Below are 20,012 nucleotides of genomic sequence, written 5' to 3' on the forward strand. Positions count from 1 at the left end.
CTAACTGATGAAAGAGCGGGATAATACAGTGTCGAAATAGGAATACAATTTCCTGTTTGAGCCAGTAAAGAATATAAGAGTGATCAAGATATGCCAGAGTTATTATTAGAAGTAAAAAATGTCAGTAAGCGTTTTCAAGAGGGGAGTATTGATACTCAGGTCCTCAAAGATGTCGATCTGCAAGTGTTTAAAGGTGAGCAGCTTGCCATTGTAGGTACTTCAGGCTCTGGTAAGAGCACGTTACTGCACATTATGGGAACCTTAGATCGCCCAACAAGTGGCAGCGTTATCATGTTAGGTGAAGATCTTTATAGTTTGTCAGCTCGCCGTCAGTCTGAGGTGAGAAATCAAGATTTAGGTTTTATCTACCAGTTTCATCATCTATTGCCTGAGTTTACGGCACTTGAAAATGTATCAATGCCAGCTTTGATTCAAGGGCGTAATCGTAAAGAGGTTGAGGCTGAAGCTACGGCGCTGTTAGAGCGTGTCGGTCTTGGACACCGATTGACCCATACTCCGGCTGAAATGTCTGGAGGTGAGCGTCAGCGCACGGCAATAGCAAGGGCGCTTATCAACAAACCTAAACTGGTATTGGCTGATGAACCAACCGGAAACCTTGATGCCAGCAGCGGAGAGGCGGTTTATGAGCTAATTCAAGAGCTGGCTAATCAATTAGGCACTGCGTTTGTGGTGGTTACACACGATACAAAGCTTGCGGCGAGAATGGACAGACAAGTACAGATGAAAGATGGTTACCTGCAACCACAAGAGCGTGCGAGTGTTGAAGGGAATGTTTCATGAACCAACTCCTCTCGATATGGGTTGGCTGGCGTTTTTATATGGCGCGTCAATCAAATAACCTTATCAGCTTTATCTCTTTTGCATCAACAGCTGGTATCGCGCTAGGCGTGGCGGTATTAATCGTGGTGCTCTCGGCCATGAATGGCTTTGAAAGTGAACTTGAAAACAGAATGCTTGGAGTCGTGGCTCACGGTGAACTCAGTGGTGTAGAACAGCCCGTGCATGACTGGGAGGGCATCATTGATGATGCTAAGAAAATCCCCGGTATTCTTGCCGCAGCACCCTATATTCGTTTACAAGGTTTAGTGCAAAAGCCTGGTGGATTTCAAGGCTTGACCATATTGGGCGTAGATCCTCTTTATGAGGAAAAGGTGTCGAATATCTCGCAGTTTATGTCGCAAGATACGTGGTCTGAACTGGCAGTGAAAGATAAAAATAGCATCGTGCTGGGTAAAGGCTTAGCCAACAGTTTGGGCTTAGGGGTGGGGGACTCTTTAAGCCTGTATATGCCAAACGTTAATGCTGATCCTAAAACCAAGCGCATAGGCTCTGCTAAGAGTTATCGTTTTACCGTGGTCGGTGTGTTTGAGCTTGGCGGGGAGCTGGATCTCTCAACGGCGTATGTGCCAATGCAATACGCTGCTTCCATTTTGAATATGGGCGAGCAAGTCTCAGGAGTTCGCATTAAAACGGCAAACGTTTTTCAAGCTCCGCGTCTTATTCGTGAGCTGGGTTTCAGTCAAGATCAATATCTCTATATTACCGATTGGACACGCACTCAAGGGCATCTCTACCAAGATATACAGTTGGTTCGCAGTGTTATGTACTTAGTACTCGCCTTGGTGATCGCTGTGGCCTGTTTTAACATCGTCTCGACGTTAGTGATGGCTGTGCGTGATAAACAAGCTGAGATCGCTATTTTACTGACAATGGGGATGAAACGTAGTGGCATCATGATCATCTTTATTGTGCAAGGCGCATTAAATGGCTTGCTCGGTTGCTTACTTGGTGGTTTGTTTGGGGTTTTGATTGCTGAGAACTTGAGTTTAATTGCTAAAGGAATAGAGAATATCTTCGGCGTGCAACTTCTTTCAGCAGATATCTACTTCATCGATTTCTTACCATCAGAATTACATCTATCTGATGTCGGTTTGGTGTTGCTGTTGGCCTTTGTGATGAGCTTGATTTCGACCTTATATCCAGCATGGAAAGCAAGTAAAACTGCACCAGCGAGCGCTTTAGCAGGTAGATAGGTGTAGATTAAACACAGCATGTTGGGTTGAATATTTTGGGAGTAGCTATTGTGAGTATCGCGATAGTGGTATTAGGTTCGCCGAATGACTGTGATGGCAAGTTATCAGTGATTGCACACTCACGTTGCGAGGCCGTGTTAACTGAATGGAGAAAAACTCCTGCACTTAAAGTGATTTGTACTGGAGGTGTAGGGGAACATTTCAATACTACATCAACTCCTCATGCCCAATACGTAAAACATTACCTGATGAGTAAAGGAATACCCAAAGCTAGTTTCCTACCTATTGTGGAAAGTCGATTCACTTTCGAAGACGCCACTTTATCTCGAAGCGTTATTAAAGAGCATGGAATAACCTCTGTGCTTTTAGTCACCTCTGAATTTCATCTTCCCAGAGCTAAATTAGTTTTCAGTGGTGTGTTTCCAACACTCAGCTTTCGCTACATCACCGCGGTGACGCCACTTTCTGAGGAGGAGTTGCTTGAGCTTGAAAAACATGAACTTGCAGTGATGGAAAGGGAGAGGCGTAATCTGCTTACGTTAACTAGCTAGGATGCTACACCAAATCTCAAATATGCCATGAGATTTGGTGGTATAAAATTCAAGTTCTCCTAAATCAGGCTGATCAGTTTAGTTTTTGCGCTTGTTCCACTTCAACAGTATTGAGTACTTCCATAATACTTTGATCAACAAGAAACCTACAACTGAAAAAATAGTTCCCATCACCAGACAACCTAATAGAAAGGGAGGCCCTATGGTCGAAAGGGAGGCTTCTATCCACGCCCATGTGGCTTCAAATGCAAAATTTTGTGGTGGATGATTGAGAATTTTAGCCCCTAACATATAAGCCGCATAGAACATAAATGGCATTGTAATTGGGTTCGTAATCCAAACTAATGCAACAGATATGGGAAGGTTACAGTTAAAGATGATGGCTAGCGCTGCGGCGAGAACCATTTGAAATGGCATCGGGATCCAAGCAACAAAAAGACCGACGGCAAATGCGGCTGGCGCAGATCGTCTGTTAAGGCTCCATAAATTGGGTTTATGTAACAACTTCCCGAACATCCGCAAATGTTTGTGATTTCGCAGTGTTTCAGGTTTTGGCATAAATCTTTCAATAATTTTTTTTGGCATAAATTGTTATTGCTGTCTTAACTTGTTCAGTATGAATCGATTTATGTTTGGCTATAGCGCCACAATACTCTCTGCGATGTTATGGCCGTCATTGCCATCAGCTCTCCTAACTCCCATGTTGGTCGTAATAGGCATAGTGATATTTAAACGTGCTCCATTATTGGCAGGAGTGGTGCTAGCTGTGGCATGGATATCGATCTACGCTCAACTGGTATTGAGGTGGGAGCCTGACAATATTGACCCCCAGGAACCCGTAATTGGGGAAATCATAGCACTAGTAAGCCAAAACAGCGACTGGGTAAGTATGGATTTTCGGCTGTTGAGTCATGATTCAACAGAAATGTGGCCAAAAAAAATACGCTTGAGTTGGAGAAAAGCCCCTGAACTTGAAATTGGTGAAATTTGGGCGCTAACCATAAGGCCAAAGCCCATCACTAGCGTGCTTAATCAAGGTGGTTACAACCAACAGAAAATGCTACTCAGTCGTCACATTGTGAGTAAAGGAGCAGTCACTTCGGGTCAGCGGCTTGAGGCGAGTGACTCGCCAAGAAATGCGATTTTGCAAAGACTCAAACCCGTTTTGCAAACATTCAACAATGGGGATCTTATTTTAGCCCTATTGTTAGGTGATAGAAGTCTCATTGATAGTGAGCGTTGGCACTCACTTAGGGTGACAGGTGCGGGGCACCTCATTGCTATTTCTGGCTTGCACCTTTCAGTGGTGGCCGCTTGGGTATTTACATCCGTTTTTACGCTTCTGTGTTATATGTCACTTCCCTTAGGAAGGCGAAACTTAGTCTTGGCTGCTCTTATATCTGCCATTGCCTGCTGTTTCTATGCTTATCTAGCTGGATTTTCATTGCCGACACAACGTGCATTAATCATGTTGCTGTTATTGATTTTATTGACCATGTCAGATAGGTACTCATCACCTTGGGAACGACTCTTGTTCGCGCTCTTTATCGTGTTGGTTATCGATCCTGTTAGTTGCTTAAGCGCAGGGTTTTGGCTGTCGTTTTCTGCCCTGTCTATTATCTTGTTGACGTTGCAAAGCAGGCCGTTAACGATGGAGGGCCAGGGTGGGCAAACTCGCTGGCATCAATTGGTACAGAAATTAGCGCTATTTTGGGCAATTCAGTGGAGACTCAGTTTAGGGCTTGGTCTGTTGCAAGCGCTGTTTTTTGGCGGATTAACCGTCTACGGTATTTTGTTTAATTTTCTGTTTGTTCCTTGGTTCAGTTTAGTGGTTATCCCTGCCGCTATTTTAGCCTTTACTGCTTGGGGGTTATGTTGGGCTGTGGGAGTCGATGCTTCATCTTTGTTTTATCTTGTTGATCTCACGCTATGGCCTGCAGACCAAGCCTTAAAAGCTTTTGCTCACTTACCCTGGGCTTGGGTTCCAACCTCTGAAGCCATGATGCTTGGCATTGCATTTCTCCTACCTGGGTTATGGTTGATGGTTAAGTTGAAAGCTCCAAGGTGGAAATTAATGACATCGATGTTGTTGCTGCCTTTCGTGCTTAACATCTTTTTCAAATTTTACCCTTTATCAGAAGATCGGTGGCAAGTGCACTTATTGGATGTTGGCCAAGGATTATCTGTCGTCATTGAAAAAGATCAACATGGTTTGGTTTACGATACTGGAGCGAAATACGGCAACACTTTTAGTTATGCCGAACGGGTCGTTGTTCCCTTTATTCAGGCAAGAGAAATAACACAGATAGATTATTTAGTCTTGAGCCATAGTGATAACGATCATGCTGGTGGCACATCAGTGATTCTTTCTGCGTTTCTTGAAGTCAAAGTGATTAGCGATATGGAGGACTATGCCGATATTAACTGCAGGTTTAAGACGCTTTTTTGGCAAGGTCTGACCATTGAGGTGTTGGCACCGAGAGAGATTGAAGAGGGGAATAATGGCTCTTGTGTGATCAAAGTTAGTGATAAGAATCATCAAGTACTGTTAACCGGTGATATTGAGAAAGAGGCTGAGCAAGCTTTGTCTCATTTTGGCAGCGCACTTAACAGTGAGGTGTTAGTTGTTCCTCATCATGGAAGCCGCACTTCTTCAACACTCGACTTCATTCAACAGGTTTCACCTGAGCTAGTATTGTTTCCGTCTGGCTTTAATAATCGTTATGGTTTCCCTAAGCCAGATGTATTAAAAAGGTATATCGATCATGGAAGTGAGTATCGTATTTCAGGTCGAGAGGGGCAGGTTAGTGTGATTTTTAATCGAGATGAGCGTGATATTCGTACATATCGTCATAATTTGGCCCCTTTTTGGTACAACCGATTGTTTGAATTTGGACAGAATGATAATCCAGAGTAGAATGCTTTTTTTGAATTAAGAATAGATTTGGTTAATGACAACATCTTCAAATCAAGAAGTCTGGACAGTATTTAAGCGTCTGATGGTTTATATCAAACCGCTTAAAGGCGTGTTTTTTCTGGCTGTTGTGGGCTTGGTGCTATATGGCCTGGTGGACATGACATTTATCGCCATTATTAAACCATTCATTGATGGCGGCTTCGGTGGTCAAGCGAGTCAAATTCCCTCCGCTGCCAGTGGTATCGATTTAGGCACCAGTGATGGATTCAACTCCTCAAGCAATGTCCTTACGATGGCGCCTTTTGTCGTTATAGGTCTTTTCACTCTTCGTGGCCTAGCAAACTTCCTGTCGACGTATTGTGTTTCATACATGAGTGCCAGACTCATTATGGATATGCGCCAACAAGTGTTTGATCACTACCTCACATTGCCTGTGAGCTATATGGACAGAGAAAATACTGGCAGTTTAATATCACGGGTGACTTACGATACTGAACAGATTGCACGAGCGACAGGTAGTGCGTTGATCTCTATAGTACGAGACAGCATCACCGTGATAGGTATGCTAGTAGTGATGTTTTATTATTCTTGGAAACTTTCTCTTTGTATTTTAATCATTGGCCCCATTATTGGGCTAATTATTACCGTTGTAAGTCGACGTTTTCGTAAGATTTCTAAGCGAATTCAAACTGCTATGGGCGGTGTGACAACGGCAACCGAACAGATGATAACGGGCCATAAGAATGTACTCTCATTTGGTGGTCAGAAAACGGAATCACAACGATTTGGTGTTGTTAACGAGCAAAATCGTTACCAAACGATGAAACTGGCTATGGCGCAATCTGTAAGTCAGCCTTTGGTGATGGTGATTGGATCGTTTGCTTTGGCGTTTGTCCTTTATGCAGCCAGTTTAGAAAGCCTACAGTCAGAGCTGACAGCGGGTACGTTTGCTACCATCTTAGGGGCAATGTTGGCCCTGCTTAATCCGATTAAGAGTCTCACACGGGTTAATGCTGAATTTCAGCGCGGTATTGCGGCTTGTACCACAGTATTTGAATTGTTAGATATTGAGCCTGAGACAGATAACGGAACCCATACTGTTGACAGAGTAAAAGGGGAACTGAGCTTTAATAACGTCAGCTTTAGTTATCCAGGACAAGAGGGACTAGCGTTAGACAAGATCGATTTTTCTGTCAAGCAAGGTCAGACAATCGCATTGGTTGGTCGCTCTGGCTCTGGAAAATCTACCATTGCTAGCTTAATCACTCGTTTTTATACTGGCTTGAGTGAAGGTGAGATTCAGCTTGATGGCATCAATATCAATGACTACACCATCAAGTGCTTACGCAGCCAAGTGGCACTCGTATCACAACAAGTCACACTGTTTAATGACAGCATAGCCAATAACATTGCTTATGCCTACTCTGGTGAAGCGACACCTGAACAGATCATGGAGGCTGCACGTTCAGCCCATGCGATGGAGTTTATTGATCAGCTTCCTGAAGGTATGGACACTCAGATAGGCGAAAACGGTGTGATGCTATCAGGTGGTCAAAGACAGCGCATTGCCATCGCTAGAGCGATATTGCGTAACTCGCCGGTACTGATTTTAGATGAAGCGACATCTGCCTTAGACACTGAATCCGAGAAGGCTATCCAACAGGGATTAGACAATCTTAGATTAAACAGAACCTCTATCGTTATTGCACATCGCTTGTCGACTATTGAGTCAGCCGATATGATCTTAGTTATTGATCAAGGCAAGGTCGTTGAACGTGGAAACCATGCCAGTTTGTTAGAGCAAGGTGGTGTGTACTCAAACCTTTATCAGATGCAGTTTGGCAGTTAATTAATGCAAGATTTTGTCAATAAACTGTGGTATTTCAAGGCCGGTAATCATATCGGCTTTATCGGCTTAAAGTGGCTATTAAGCCCCTTGAGTCTGCTGTTTTGGCTCATTAGTAGCATACGTAGATTGCTGTTTACATTTAACGTGAAAGCATCCGTTTCGATGCCAGTTCCTGTTATTGTTGTTGGCAACATTACGGTGGGGGGAAGTGGCAAGACACCAACAGTTATCTACCTTATCGAATTGTTAAGGCGTCAGGGGTTTAAACCAGGTGTGATTAGCCGCGGTTATGGCGTCAAGTTTGATGGCGTTAAGCGGGTTGAACTTGGCATGGATGCAGCGCTTGTGGGCGATGAGCCAGCCATGATCGTTGCCAGAACTCAAGTGCCCATGGTGATAGGTAGTGATCGTGTCAAAGCGGCGACAGCATTAATAGCCGCTGATGATGTCGATATCATCATAAGTGACGATGGATTACAGCATTACAGATTAGCGCGAGATATCGAGCTGCTGATCTTAGATGGCGAGCGTCGATTTGGTAATGGTTTACTGTTACCTGCAGGGCCGCTTAGGGAGCTTACAGGTAGACAACAACTTGTCGACTTCACTATCGTTAATGGAGAAGCTCAGGAGGGAGAGTTTCAGATGATACTGAAGCCGACTCAATTTATTCCTGTATCTCCTTCATCGAAACAGGTTTTCGACCTGTCAAAGCCTGTTGTTGCCATTGCGGGGATCGGCAATCCGGAACGATTTTTTACCACTTTGCGTCAATCTTCTGTAAAAGTGATGAAAACAAAAGCGTTTGATGACCACCAAGCATTCAGCTTAGCGGCTATTACTCAAGTATCCGAAAGCTCATCGGTGTTGATGACAGAAAAAGATGCGGTTAAATGTCGCGATTTTGCAAAAGATAACTGGTGGTATCTGGCAGTAGATGCCAAGCTAGCAGAAAAATTTGATCAACAATTGATGGAGAAAGTCCATCAGGTGATGAGTGTAAAACAAGGAAATTGAGATGTCGTTTGATAAGAAGTTATTAGAGATTGTCGCCTGCCCTGTATGCAAGGGAAAGTTGGAGTACGATAAAGCTAAACAGCAATTGATCTGTAAAGCTGATCGTTTAGCTTATCCAATTAATGATGGGATACCGGTTTTACTTGAGAATAAAGCCGAGAGCTGGCAAGAGGCTTAATTCCCTGAAGTGACCGTTTAAAAGCGCTTTTATAGCGCTTTTTTGCTTTCTATAGTTCCCTTTTTCTGAGTTTTATTTTACTTCTAACTTTAGCTCTATCTATTGGCTGCTATGGTTTTTAAAGTCAGTAACTTAATCTGATCGCTTTTGGGCTTAACCTGAACGCATTTTATTGTTATCGTTGATGTTGGCCTGAGTTTTTGAAAAGATAGTAGGGTAGGTGTAGGCCCACAGGGGCAGATTTTGTATTGTGCTCTGGCCTTTCTGCCGTTAGACTCTCGCCTCCAAAATTATTGGTTGGGTTTAAGATTTGTAGTTATAGGTCCTCAATGCAGGACTTCGTCGGTAAATGTTTCACTATTGGATTTACCTTTTATATCACTTGAAATGAAAGAATAATCGCCCACAGGTAAATAGCATGATTAACCACTTTAGTGTGCTTGGTATTAAACCGAACGCAAATGAAGACGACATTAAAAAAGCATATAAACGCTTATCGAACCGATTTCACCCTGATAAGTTACTCGGCGCATCTGATGATGAGAAAGTGCAAGCTGAAGCTCAGCTGCAGAGAGTAAAAAATGCGTATGAGGTGCTTTCGAATCCCAAGCTCAAAAGCGCGTTTATTAAAGATTTCAATAACGTTATTGTAACTGATCCTGCTGCCGCGATGCGCGAGCTGTGGGACCAATTTTATTCTTAAGTTAATTTCTGAGCACTCATGGCCACATCACTTAATCTCTCACGCATTGATGAGTTAAAAGAAAATGCATATAGCAATATCGAGTCTTATAACGATCCCGATACCCCAAAGGCACTAGAGCAGTTTACCAGTCAAATTAAAACAATTTTATTGGCAGACCCAAAGCTACTTAACTCTGTGCCTGAATACCTGCCCATAGCGCTGTATGGTAAGGTCAAATTTCCACCTGAGGCAAAACTCAAGTGGTCTAATTGGATAGAGGAAGGGATCCAGCCTGAGTGGAATGATTTTAAAACCACTGTTGCTTTTAATAATGCTGACTTACCACTTGTTTTAGCCGTTCGAGGCTATTCTGAAAGCTTGTTGATAGAGAGTTGTGCAGTCCTATATCTATTGGCAAATGATAACAAAGCCCCTGCAGAGGGCAAAGAAAAGGACCACGATGATAATGATGACTACGTCGAAGAAGATGATGAAGATGGTTATTACGATCAGTATGATGATGAGGAGCAGTGATGAATAATTTAATTGAAATTGCTGCGGCAGAAATCAAACAACTGGCCGATATCGAGCCGAAACAGGCGAGTAAGAAATTTGAGTTGATGGCTAACACTATGACTGATGAAGTCCTAGTTGAAGTGATCGAACATATGGACATCGTGACATTAACTCAAATCAATAGTCATCATGATATCTCTTGTCCCTCGATTATGTCTGAGTTGATGAGCCCGGAGCAGATCCGCGATATCGTTTGCCAGCAGCCTCTGTACTGGGAAGAGAAGATCAAGAGTAATGCTGATGAGTTAATTCAGCACACGTTTGATTTTTTAACCTATCTTATCCGTATTCAAGATAGTGAAGCCAAGCAAACCCGAATTTTGGAGTGCATTGCAGAAGATCCAGCAGGTCTTTTCTATCTGTCAATCCCCTTTATCGAATACATCTTAGGCCCGTCGACAGAGAACGATAATCACAGTCACATCAACGATAACTATGATGATGAAGATGACGGTGAGACGGTCGGTTTCAATAACCGAAGCGCCGAAGAGGAAGCACACAGTTTAAGCATTGATGATCCGCGTAGTTTGTTAGCACTTATCCGTGAACTTGCGCCAGATGTAGAAAAAGCGATTAAAAATCTGCTTCGCAGTGAAAACTCAAGCTGGCTGACAATCATCAACAAGTTTGTCAGTGAATTGGTTATTCAAGCAAAAGAGAAAAACCAAGTAACAGACGAGTATGCAGAAGTTGATGACATGTTTAGCTTTCTTGATTAAGGGATCGACGAATGCAAGTAGTACTACGCGATAACGATCAAGGGCCATTTCTAAGTAAAGTGTTAGCTTATGGCCAAGCAGAAGCGCTATTAGATGAAGCACAACTTGCTCAAATTAAAGCTAAAGCAGTGTTGATGAGCCTTAAACTTGCTGATAAATTCTATAACAAGTACAAGATGCATCTGTTAGAGCATGCCGCTTTCGATGTGATCGGTGTGGCAAGCTTAGGATTAATGGCGTTAAGCGAACGGGATCTTAATCGTGCACTGACGTTATTGATGACACCCGATGGTATTGTAAAGTCGTTTCAGAAAGGCTGGAGCATGCTGAGTACGGTCAGTAAATATAAGATCAGTGGTAAGTCTGTGTATGGCGACATTGATAATATATTACTTGATCGCGTATCGAGCCCAAGTGATGCTGATGAATGGATGGGCTGGCAAGCATATCAAGAGGCGCTGTTGGATTTTAATCGACAGGAGTCAGTAGCTTGCTTATTAAAGCAGTTTTACTCCCAAGCAAGCTATGATCCTTTGGATTGTTTAGGTCTAGAAAGTGTTTTTGCAGAAGTTGTTTTATATCGCATGTTTTTCGGACCGGTTAAGATTAAACAAGATCTTAAGCAGCGTCTGGCGCACATTGAGCTGCAAGATAGCTGGTTTACGGTTGAACATTTTGAACTGCAAGTTAAGAACACTTTAGCTGAATTGCCGACAGATTTAGCCGAGACAATTAGTGTCGATTTAGGTAAGTATTTTTCACCTGGCTTACTGCGCACGTTAACGTTTGCTAAAAGCTACCGTGAGCAGTTGCTTAAAGGTGTCAGTCCTGAGCGTCTTGAGCGATTAGAGTACAAAGAAGGGTTATCAGGCTTGTTAGGCTGGCCTATCTATATCGTGATGTGATGTATCACACCAAAGCGTAAAGCGATGAAAGCGGAAATATCAATTTGATATTTCCGCTTTTTTATTGTTAGGGTTTCTTAAGCCCGTTATAGAGGGTATCTATCCACTTCTCTTCTGAGATAAAGGACCATTCCCAAGAGGCAAACTCCACAGGCATACCCTCGGTCTGGATCTCCTTAAGGGTCATTCCCGATGATAATTTGTTTTTCATCCAGTTAATTGAATCATCCAGCATGTGTTTAAATCGAATAAGATCATCTTTATTCGCAAGTGAACCATGGCCAGGGATCACTTTGGTTTTGTCATCAATTTTATGGATCATTGCAGCGACATTATTACGGTAACCCTTTACTGACCCGCCAGCTTTTAAGTCGATGTAGGGAAAAGTGTCTTTAAAGAAAAGATCGCCCATATGCACTACACTTTTATCCTGCCACAGCACGACGCTGTCACCATCTGTATGACCAGGTCCCATGTGTAAGAGTTGCAGATTATCACCGTTAAAGTGGATGTTTATCCCTTCATGATAAGTGATAGAAGGTAAGCCGGCCGGTGTGTAGCTCTTGTTGTTGGAGAGTCGAGATAGGACATTATGGTGAGCTAAAATAACACCTGATATACCAAACAGGTTATTCCCTCCAGTGTGATCGCCATGGTAATGAGTATTGACGACATACTTAGGCTTACCAGCTTGTATTTTAGACAGTGCAGCTGCAATTTTATCAGCCAGAGGTGCAAACTGATTGTCGATGATGAGAATACCGTCATTACCCGCAGAGACACCAATATTACCACCTGCACCAGCGAACATGTAACTTGTCGGCGTGAGTTGCTCAGGCATTATCTCCACATGATTAAATCTATCATCACTGGCGACAGTTGATGCGGTAAGTAGATAACTTAGTGATAAACTAAGCAGTAGGCGTATGTTCATTTATTGGTCCATATGATGCTTATTATCATTGTTACTAAAGATAACCTTGAGTGCGCCATCACGCAACAAATTGGGTAAAAACAATAACAAAGACTACTTATGTAGCCTTTGTGTTCTCAGGATAGTTGGTCTTCTTTGTTGGTTTAGACTTAATTTGCCCAAGGTATTAAGCGATTCGAGACTCTATTGGCTTGACCTAATTTGACTGCAGCTTGGAAACGCATTCTATAGAGTGCTTGGTAACAGAGAGGCACCAAGTAGAGGCTGGTGACTGTTGAGAAAGTCAGTCCGCCTATAATTGCGATGGCCATTGGGGAATACGAAGGGCCTCCACCTCCCAGTTGTGTGTCACCCATTGCCAAAGGGACAAGTCCGAGCACCGTGGTTCCGACCGTCATCAATACCGGACGTAAGCGTGAGTTACACACCAAACTGATGGTCTCTGATAATTTATCAAGATCCGGTGAAAGTTGATTTATCTGGTCAACTAAAACAATGCCGTTATTGACCACAATTCCCATTAAAATAAGAATGCCAATCATGGTCATAATTCCCATGGGTGTGCCAGTAAATAACAGTGCCCAGAAAACACCTGTGATGGAGAATAAAATCGATGTAATGATGGCAGTTGGTAATAACAATGACTCAAACAGGGCTGCCATGACAATATAGATCATGGCGATTGCTAAAATCATGTTAGTTGCCATTATCGCCTCGTCTTCATCCTGTTTCTCAAACCCTCCTCGCAGCGAGTAGCCATATCCTGATGGGAAGTTGACGGTTTTCATTATGTTGGTGATCTGTTCCTGCGCTTCCTCCATTGTTAGCTCATCGAGATTTGCGCCGATAGAAAGCGCCGTTTGTCTGTCATAGTGCCTGATAGTATCGAATCTGGGTTGGAAGGTGATGTCAGCTAAACTCTCCAAGGTATAAACTCGATTGTCGATACGTACAACAGGTAGCTGTTTAAGCTTTTCTAACGATAAACGCCACTCTTGTTCAAACGCCAACTCAATACGAAGCTCACCATTAGGATCGTGACGAAATGATCTAAGCTGAGTGCCACGCAGTGCCATAGAGATGTTCGATGCAACCTCGTTGAGCTTAAGATCAAGACGTGCTGCCATTTCACGGTCGATATGGATAATGACCTCTTGCTGAGCGCCGCTTATTTCAGAGCGCACATCAGTGAGCCCTTCGATAGAGGAGAGCAGAGGGATCACTTGTTCACTTAATCTGATGAGTTCGCTAGTAGAGCGGCCAGTTAAAGAGACTCTGAGTCCATTATCGTCATTTCCCCAACCAAATTGAGGAGCCGCAATGGAGAACTTAGGGAAATTTTCACGTATTTTTTTCTTGAGCACTTTCATATCAACCTCAATATCTTCATTGAGAATAAGGGTTGATTGACCTCGGTCAGCGGCAAAGTAGCTGTAAACAGAGTCGATCTGGAATGCCTCTTTATTCGCATAAAGGTAGGTTTCCATCTTATTGATCATGGCTTCGGTCACATCTAAACTATGGCGTCCTTCAACTTGATAGTTGATATAGAGACGGTTATTCCCTTCGCCATCTGATTGATCTTGATTAACCATGTTTATCGGTAGTGCGGTTGACGCCAATATAACCAAGGCTATTACACCGGATGTTTTAGAATGAGATAAAATCCAATTCAGGCTCCGCTGGTAATAGTGACGCAGCTTACTCTCTTTTTGCTCTGCTTCTATTTCAAAATTCATTTTGCTCAGCATGAGAGGCAATAGTGTCTTTGCTACCAACAGCGACGCAGCAAGTGAGATACAGATGGCGATAGCCACATGCTCTAAGAAGATCGTCAATTGGACTTTAACTCCAAAGATGTTAGGCAGGAATACGATAGCTGTGGTGAGAGTGCCAGCCAAAACTGCTAATGAGACCTTGTTGACCCCCGTTAATATCGCATTATCATTCTGCTCTTCTGTATCTACTTTTTCCGATGTTGCTGCACTTTTTTGCGCTTGTTTCTCCTGCAGTACACTTTCAGTGACCACGACGGCATTATCAATCAGCATACCGACAGCCAAAAGTAATCCCATCATAGACAAAATGTTCAAGCTGTAACCCAATAGGTACATGGCTGCTAATGTCATACAAATCGAAATGGGAACGGAAGTCACTATCACTAACGTCATTTTTAGATTTCGTAAAAACAAGTACAACACGGCAAAAGAGAGTAGGGCGCCGAGGAGACCTGCGGTAAGCAGATCTTCAAGTGATGATGTCACCCCATACGCTTGATCTTCCATGACGAATAATTGGACCCCTTTAAATTGTGGATCCTGTTTGGCGCTTTCAATCACTTTCATCACGCGCTCAGACACGTCGACTAAGTTAGCACCGGACTCCTTAAATACATCCAGACCAACCGCATACTTTTGATCTAAATGGCGACCATCTAGGCGTTCAGGCAGTGAGAAGCTAATGGTGGCAATATCGCCTAAGGTCACCCCAGGTGCTAATACCAAGGCATTTATCTCGTCGAGGTTTCTAAATTCTCCCTTTGGAGATACTTGATAAACACCTGTCCCAGTTCGAAGTGTACCTGCGCTGACAACAAAGTTTTCCTGTTGTAAGCGGCGATTTAACGTTTGGATAGAGATATTGCTCGCCGACAACTTATCTGCATTTAAGCGTATCTCTATCTGTTTTTTTTCAACGCCATATAGCGTCACTTGCGATACGCCAGCAACACGTTCAAGAGGACGCTTAAGCTGTTTATCGAGAAGGTCAAAAGCACCTGATAGCTCTCGGTCGCTTGATATTCTCAAGTTGAGTACCGGCATATCGGCAGTTGAGAATTGACGAATGAGCACCCGTTCGACATCTTTGGGTAGCAGGTGCCTCACGGCGTCTATTTTTTCTCTTGCTTCTAAGCTTTTAGTGGCAACATTTTGTCCCCACTTCATTCTAAGATCTATTTCAGCCCCATTTTGTGAAGAGTTAGATCGCATCTCCTCGATGCCACTCATGGTGGCAAGTGACTCTTCAAGTACTCGGGTGATATCACGTTCCACTTCCGCAGGAGTTGAGCCCTTATAGGGCACGTTTATCATTACCTGCGGGATATCTATTCCTGGGAACATCTCCAGTGGCAGTAAACGACTGGAGGCCAAACCAAAGAGCAGTATCGCAACGAAAAACATGCTGGTCGTAACGGGCCTTTTGATGGCTAAACGAGTGATGTTCATGCCTGACCTCCTATGCTCTCTAGCGTACTGCTTGTTTCACTGCTTTGTTTTACCTTAAATTTTTTACGGTCAAAAAGCGCATACAGTGCTGGGATCACCACGAGTGTGAGTAAGGTCGAGAGGCAAAGACCAAATATAACAGTGATGGCCATCGGCGCTCTTACTTCTGAGCCATCTCCCAAACCAAATGCCATTGGTGATAAACCTAACGCTGTGGTCAGCGTTGTCATAATAATAGGACGCAGGCGAGATTTAGCCGCTTGTGATATTGCGGTGAGTTTTTCAACCCCATTTTGGCGAAGTTGATTGATCCTATCGACCAATACAATGGCGTTATTCACAACTATTCCTGCCAGCATGATTAAGCCGATAAACACCACAACACTTAAATGAGTTTGGGTAATATACAAGCCTAAAATACTGCCGCCGACGGCCATTGGCACTGCGATAAGGATAAGCAGTGGATGGAGCAGGGATTCAAATTGACTCGCCATAACGAGATAAACTAAGAACACGGCAAGCACGAGCGCGATTTGTAATGATTGGAATGAGTGCTCCATCTCCTCATTTTGGCCACCAAACCTTACTTGAATAGAAGTCGGCAGCGTTTGTTGACCCAATATCGTCCTTGCTTCAAGTACCGCTTCATTAAGATCGCCATAAGCGAGGTTTGCAGACACTATCGCGACACGTTGTTGACTGATACGGTTAATCGCCGATGGACCCAGTTTGAGAGTGACATCCGCAACGGCACTTAGCGAAATAGGATAGCTGCTGTTAGGGTTAATAATCATGGAGTCGATATCGCTGATTTGATCACGCTCTTCAATCTCGCTTCTGACCAGAATATCTATCTTGCGGTCTCTGACTGTATATTGACTGGCGATAGTGCCACCGATGCGCTGGGCAATACGATTAGCAACTGTTGGTGCATCCATACCCAGCTTAGCGAGGCGTTCATGATCGAAACGTATGCTGAGCTCAGGTTGGCCATCCCTTAGGCTAGTATTGATATCAGCAAATCGATCTGAATCTGACAGTGCATCAACTAAACTGTCGGCGGTATTTTTAAGCTGAGCTAAATCATAACCAATGAGTTCAATCTCTAAAGGGGTCTTAAAGCTAAACAGTTCAGGATGCTGAATTTTAGCTTCAAGTTCAGGGATCCTCATCGCCGTGCCTCGCAGCACATTCGCCACAGTATCAAAAGCACTATGATCAGCTAATACAACTTGTAAACGGCCCCAGTTTTCGCCTCCACGTGAGGTATCGGAAGTCATTAGTCCACCGCTACCAGCTTGACTATATGCGTGTTTTACATCTTCTCTATCTTTAATCGACAATGCGAGTTTTCGCAGGACCTTATCGGTTTCTGATACTTCAGTTCCAGGTGGAAGCAGTATCTCTACATAAAACTCACCTTGATTCATTGGAGGAATAAGTTCCATACCCAGTTTAGGGATTAAAGAGGCGGCACCTAAGGTTACTAATAGTGCGATAGAGATGGTTAGGACTTTAAATTTGAGAGCAAGCGCGAGTAGAGCATGATAAATGATCTCTAACTTATGGTAGACCCAGTTGAAACCTGAACTGAGCGGTCTCATAAATAGGCCCGTAAACCATGAGAGGATACGCATTAACATTATCGCTAAGGTTAATAATGCACTGGGTAGATAGCTGAAGAATAAGATGAACGGAAAGGAAAACACTGTGGCACTGTAATGCTTAAATTTTCCCATTTTTGTTTCAGGCTTAGCTTTTTTTGCTTTTGCGATAAGTGGCGGTAAAGCTTTAAATCCTTCCCGTGATGCAAGCATAGGGATCGTGGTTAGTGCTACTAACAAAGAGGCGAGCAGTGCAAAGGCGACGGTTAAGGCTTGGTCTGAAAATAGAGCTCCAGCAACACCATCGACAAACACAAGGGGAACAAATACAGCCAAAGTGGTTAACGTCGACGCAAAAATGGCGCCAGCGACCTCCTTGGTACCCGTTACGGCGGCATCAAGTTTACTCATGCCCAGAGATTTGCACCTATCGATATTTTCGAGCACCACAATGGCGTTATCAACCAGTAAGCCCACCGCGAGCGCAATTCCTCCTAGCGACATGATGTTTAGACTAATATCAGCGAAATACATCATATTAAATGTGGCAATGACGGAGAAAGGAATAGAGATTGAGATAATTAAGGTCGGGATAATATCCCTCAGAAATAGATAGATGACCAACATCGAAAGTAAGCTGCCCATTAATGCCGCAGAAGTAACTTCACTGACTGCACTTTCAATAAATTCAGATTGATCGTAAATCACCTTAAGTTCTGTTTTGCTGTTTCCTTCATTTAACTTGTCGAGTTCAGCTGTCACTTTTCGAGCTACTGCAACAGTATTGGCATCTCCCTCTTTGTAGATGGCCAGTTCAATCGACTCTTGATCACTTATCCGAGTCACATCATTACGCTCTTTATGAGCATCGACAATTTCAGCGACCTCAAATAACCTGACTAAGGTTTGCCCGTCACGATAAACAACTATTTGCCCCAGTTCTTCAAGCGAGTCGAACTGGTTAAGTGTTCTTACTAAGTACTCTTTCTCGCCTTGAATGACTTTACCCGCGGAGAGGTTAATATTTTCTTCTGCAATACGACTACGAATAAGATCGGCGTTGAGATTGAGTTGAGTTAGCTTCTGTTGGTTGAGCAGTATGTGTACTTCCTGCTCTAAACCGCCAGAAAGTCGAACCGCAGCAACCCCAGTCAAGGATTCAAGCTGGCGTTTCAGCTCCTCTTCCGCGTAGGTTCTCATCTGTTTAAGATCGTTGTTACTGGCATCAGGAACCGATAGTGCCAGACGGAGAATGGGGTCAAGATTTGGGTTAAATCGGAGCAATAAAGGTTTTTTAACATCTAAGGGGAGCTCAATAGTGTCGAGCTTTTCGCGGACATCCAAACTTGCCATGTCCATATCTGTCCCCCATTCGAATTCAAGTACGACATCTGATGTACCTGAACGGGAGATTGAGCTGATTTCACGTAAGCCTTTTACAATACCAGCGGCCTCTTCTATCGGTTTTGATACCAATTGTTCAACTTCTACCGGCGCAGCGCCGATATACTGTGTCCTGATAGTGATGGTGGGATAACTTAGGTCGGGCAGTAACTTTACTGCTAACCGAGAAAAGCCCACCATACCGAACAAGATAATGGCAAACATGAACATCCAAACTGTGACAGGTCGGTTTACAGATGTTTTTATAATAGACATAGACCTGGCTCCTTTATTTGTTTGCTGACGCTAGATCAAGAGAGCTGATCACTTCAACCAGAGATTGGTCTTTGAGATTTTGATGACCGCGGATCACGATCTGCTCACCAGGTTCAATGCCTGACAATACTTCTACAGTGTCTGCTTCACGGTAGCCTAGAGATATTGAACGGCGGTTAACACTTGTTCCGTCAATGACATAAAGAGCAAACTCATTATCTTGATTGACGACGGCGTTATAGGGAACGGTGATCACATTGTTGTGAGTGTCGTATCTGAGTTCGACACGTGTAAACATGCCAGCTTTTAATTTTGCGTCACTATTGGGGACTGAGAGTGTGACTTTAAAGGTGCCACTTTTAGCATCAACCACTGGACTAATACGCAGTACTTTTGCATGAACGGTGTCTAAGGTTTGTTTATTGGCAAATATTTGTGCATCCTGACCGATTTTAAGGCTTTCAAGTTGCTGTTCGGGAAGGTGCACGATGCCGTACAATTCATCTTGGTTGACCACGTAAAACAATTTATCAAACTCTTTTGCCATATTACCTGCTTTGACAAATCGGGTTGCAATGACACCTTCTATGGGGGAACGGATCAGACTTTCTTGAACTTGAAGTGCTGCCAAATCACGTTTTGCGATAGCTGCTTGCAGGTTATACTCAAGTTTCGCCATCGAGTCGGCGCTGAAGAACTCTTGATTACTCATCTTTTTAAGGCGATTTAGCTCCTGCTCAATAATTTCAACTTCGGCTTGAGAGCGGGCAAGTTCATATTTTTGTCTCTTGGCATCGATTACGGCAAGAAGTTGGCCTTTAACCACTCTATCTCCCTCCTCAACCTTAATATTTTCGATTAAACCTGAGATCCGTGTAACGACATTTGCTTCCTGCGGTGCCTCTAAGGTTGCTGTCGTGCTGTAAAATGAGGAAACATCGCCCTGAATAACAGTCGTGGTTTCGACTGGTACTGCATATTTCTCCTCTTCCTTTATTTCCTCTTCAGCGCCACAGGCACTTAATACGCCAACTAATACCAAGGGAAGGGCAAGTTTGAAATAGTTATTAGGGCGTTTATGTAGAGAGTCCATGTAATATTACCTATATTTTTTGTTCCAATTAACGTTGATAAAGC

General features: G+C 43.5%; 16 protein-coding genes. 11 read left to right on the forward strand and 5 right to left on the reverse strand.

Translation table 11 applies throughout. The annotated features are described in order from the left end of the window. Positions 1 to 90: 90 nt before the first annotated feature. The 3 genes from lolD to FN961_RS12045 are packed head-to-tail and all read left to right on the forward strand — an operon-like array spanning position 91 to position 2,605. A complete protein-coding gene (gene lolD / locus FN961_RS12035) occupies positions 91 to 801 on the forward strand; it encodes a lipoprotein-releasing ABC transporter ATP-binding protein LolD (protein ID WP_144040423.1) in 711 nt (236 codons plus the stop codon). Beyond that, on the forward strand, positions 798 to 2,054 hold the full coding sequence (gene lolE, locus FN961_RS12040; protein ID WP_144040424.1) for a lipoprotein-releasing ABC transporter permease subunit LolE: 1,257 nt from the start codon (positions 798 to 800) through the stop codon (positions 2,052 to 2,054). Before lolD ends, lolE begins: the two co-directional genes overlap by 4 nt. 50 nt (positions 2,055 to 2,104) lie before the next feature. Further along, positions 2,105 to 2,605: a YdcF family protein gene (locus tag FN961_RS12045; protein ID WP_144040425.1), complete on the forward strand. Its 501-nt coding sequence runs from the start codon at positions 2,105 to 2,107 to the stop codon at positions 2,603 to 2,605. A gap of 78 nt (positions 2,606 to 2,683) precedes the next feature. On the opposite strand, the gene FN961_RS12050 is transcribed toward FN961_RS12045, so the two are convergent. Then, complete coding sequence (locus FN961_RS12050) at positions 2,684 to 3,190, reverse strand: DUF2062 domain-containing protein (RefSeq protein ID WP_144040426.1); 507 nt, start codon at positions 3,188 to 3,190, stop codon at positions 2,684 to 2,686. 43 nt (positions 3,191 to 3,233) lie between these two features. Here FN961_RS12050 and FN961_RS12055 point away from each other — a divergent pair, with 43 nt between their 5' ends. The 8 genes from FN961_RS12055 to atcC all read left to right on the forward strand — a co-directional run bounded on the left by FN961_RS12055 (position 3,234) and on the right by atcC (position 11,451). Beyond that, positions 3,234 to 5,522 carry a DNA internalization-related competence protein ComEC/Rec2 gene (locus FN961_RS12055; RefSeq protein WP_342353810.1) on the forward strand — a complete coding sequence of 763 codons (2,289 nt, stop codon included), beginning with the start codon at positions 3,234 to 3,236 and terminating at the stop codon, positions 5,520 to 5,522. A 34-nt stretch (positions 5,523 to 5,556) separates the two neighbouring features. After that, the gene (msbA, locus tag FN961_RS12060; RefSeq protein ID WP_144040428.1) at positions 5,557 to 7,371 is read left to right on the forward strand and encodes a lipid A export permease/ATP-binding protein MsbA; all 1,815 of its coding nucleotides are present in this window, start codon (positions 5,557 to 5,559) and stop codon (positions 7,369 to 7,371) included. A gap of 3 nt (positions 7,372 to 7,374) precedes the next feature. Continuing rightward, complete coding sequence (gene lpxK, locus FN961_RS12065) at positions 7,375 to 8,388, forward strand: tetraacyldisaccharide 4'-kinase (RefSeq protein WP_144040429.1); 1,014 nt, start codon at positions 7,375 to 7,377, stop codon at positions 8,386 to 8,388. Position 8,389: 1 nt separating this feature from the next. Further along, entirely contained in the window at positions 8,390 to 8,566 is a 177-nt protein-coding gene (locus tag FN961_RS12070) for a Trm112 family protein (RefSeq protein WP_144040430.1), read from the forward strand. Between the two features lie 418 nt (positions 8,567 to 8,984). Beyond that, positions 8,985 to 9,269 carry a cold adaptation protein ActJcold adaptation protein ActJ gene (atcJ, locus tag FN961_RS12075; protein ID WP_144040431.1) on the forward strand — a complete coding sequence of 95 codons (285 nt, stop codon included), beginning with the start codon at positions 8,985 to 8,987 and terminating at the stop codon, positions 9,267 to 9,269. Between the two features lie 18 nt (positions 9,270 to 9,287). After that, complete coding sequence (gene atcA, locus FN961_RS12080) at positions 9,288 to 9,785, forward strand: cold adaptation protein AtcA (RefSeq protein ID WP_144040432.1); 498 nt, start codon at positions 9,288 to 9,290, stop codon at positions 9,783 to 9,785. Further along, on the forward strand, positions 9,785 to 10,546 hold the full coding sequence (gene atcB, locus FN961_RS12085) for a cold adaptation protein AtcB (RefSeq protein ID WP_144040433.1): 762 nt from the start codon (positions 9,785 to 9,787) through the stop codon (positions 10,544 to 10,546). The genes atcA and atcB overlap by 1 nt, the downstream gene beginning before the upstream one ends. An 11-nt stretch (positions 10,547 to 10,557) precedes the next feature. Continuing rightward, on the forward strand, positions 10,558 to 11,451 hold the full coding sequence (gene atcC, locus FN961_RS12090; RefSeq protein ID WP_144040434.1) for a cold adaptation protein AtcC: 894 nt from the start codon (positions 10,558 to 10,560) through the stop codon (positions 11,449 to 11,451). Between the two features lie 67 nt (positions 11,452 to 11,518). Here atcC and FN961_RS12095 read toward each other — a convergent pair whose 3' ends face one another. From FN961_RS12095 to FN961_RS12110, 4 genes are all read right to left on the reverse strand, one after another. After that, positions 11,519 to 12,385, reverse strand: a complete 867-nt coding sequence (locus FN961_RS12095; protein WP_144040435.1) for an MBL fold metallo-hydrolase — start codon at positions 12,383 to 12,385, stop codon at positions 11,519 to 11,521. Between the two features lie 149 nt (positions 12,386 to 12,534). Beyond that, positions 12,535 to 15,612 (reverse strand): efflux RND transporter permease subunit, encoded by a 3,078-nt coding sequence (locus FN961_RS12100; RefSeq protein WP_144040436.1) that lies wholly within the window; start codon positions 15,610 to 15,612, stop codon positions 12,535 to 12,537. Continuing rightward, positions 15,609 to 18,875 (reverse strand): efflux RND transporter permease subunit, encoded by a 3,267-nt coding sequence (locus tag FN961_RS12105; protein ID WP_144040437.1) that lies wholly within the window; start codon positions 18,873 to 18,875, stop codon positions 15,609 to 15,611. The genes FN961_RS12100 and FN961_RS12105 overlap by 4 nt, the downstream gene beginning before the upstream one ends. Before the next feature lie 13 nt (positions 18,876 to 18,888). Next, positions 18,889 to 19,968 carry an efflux RND transporter periplasmic adaptor subunit gene (locus FN961_RS12110; RefSeq protein WP_144040438.1) on the reverse strand — a complete coding sequence of 360 codons (1,080 nt, stop codon included), beginning with the start codon at positions 19,966 to 19,968 and terminating at the stop codon, positions 18,889 to 18,891. Positions 19,969 to 20,012: the final 44 nt, after the last annotated feature.

The organism is Shewanella hanedai (genome assembly GCF_007197645.1).
In the GTDB taxonomy this organism is placed as follows: Bacteria; Pseudomonadota; Gammaproteobacteria; order Enterobacterales; family Shewanellaceae; genus Shewanella; species Shewanella hanedai.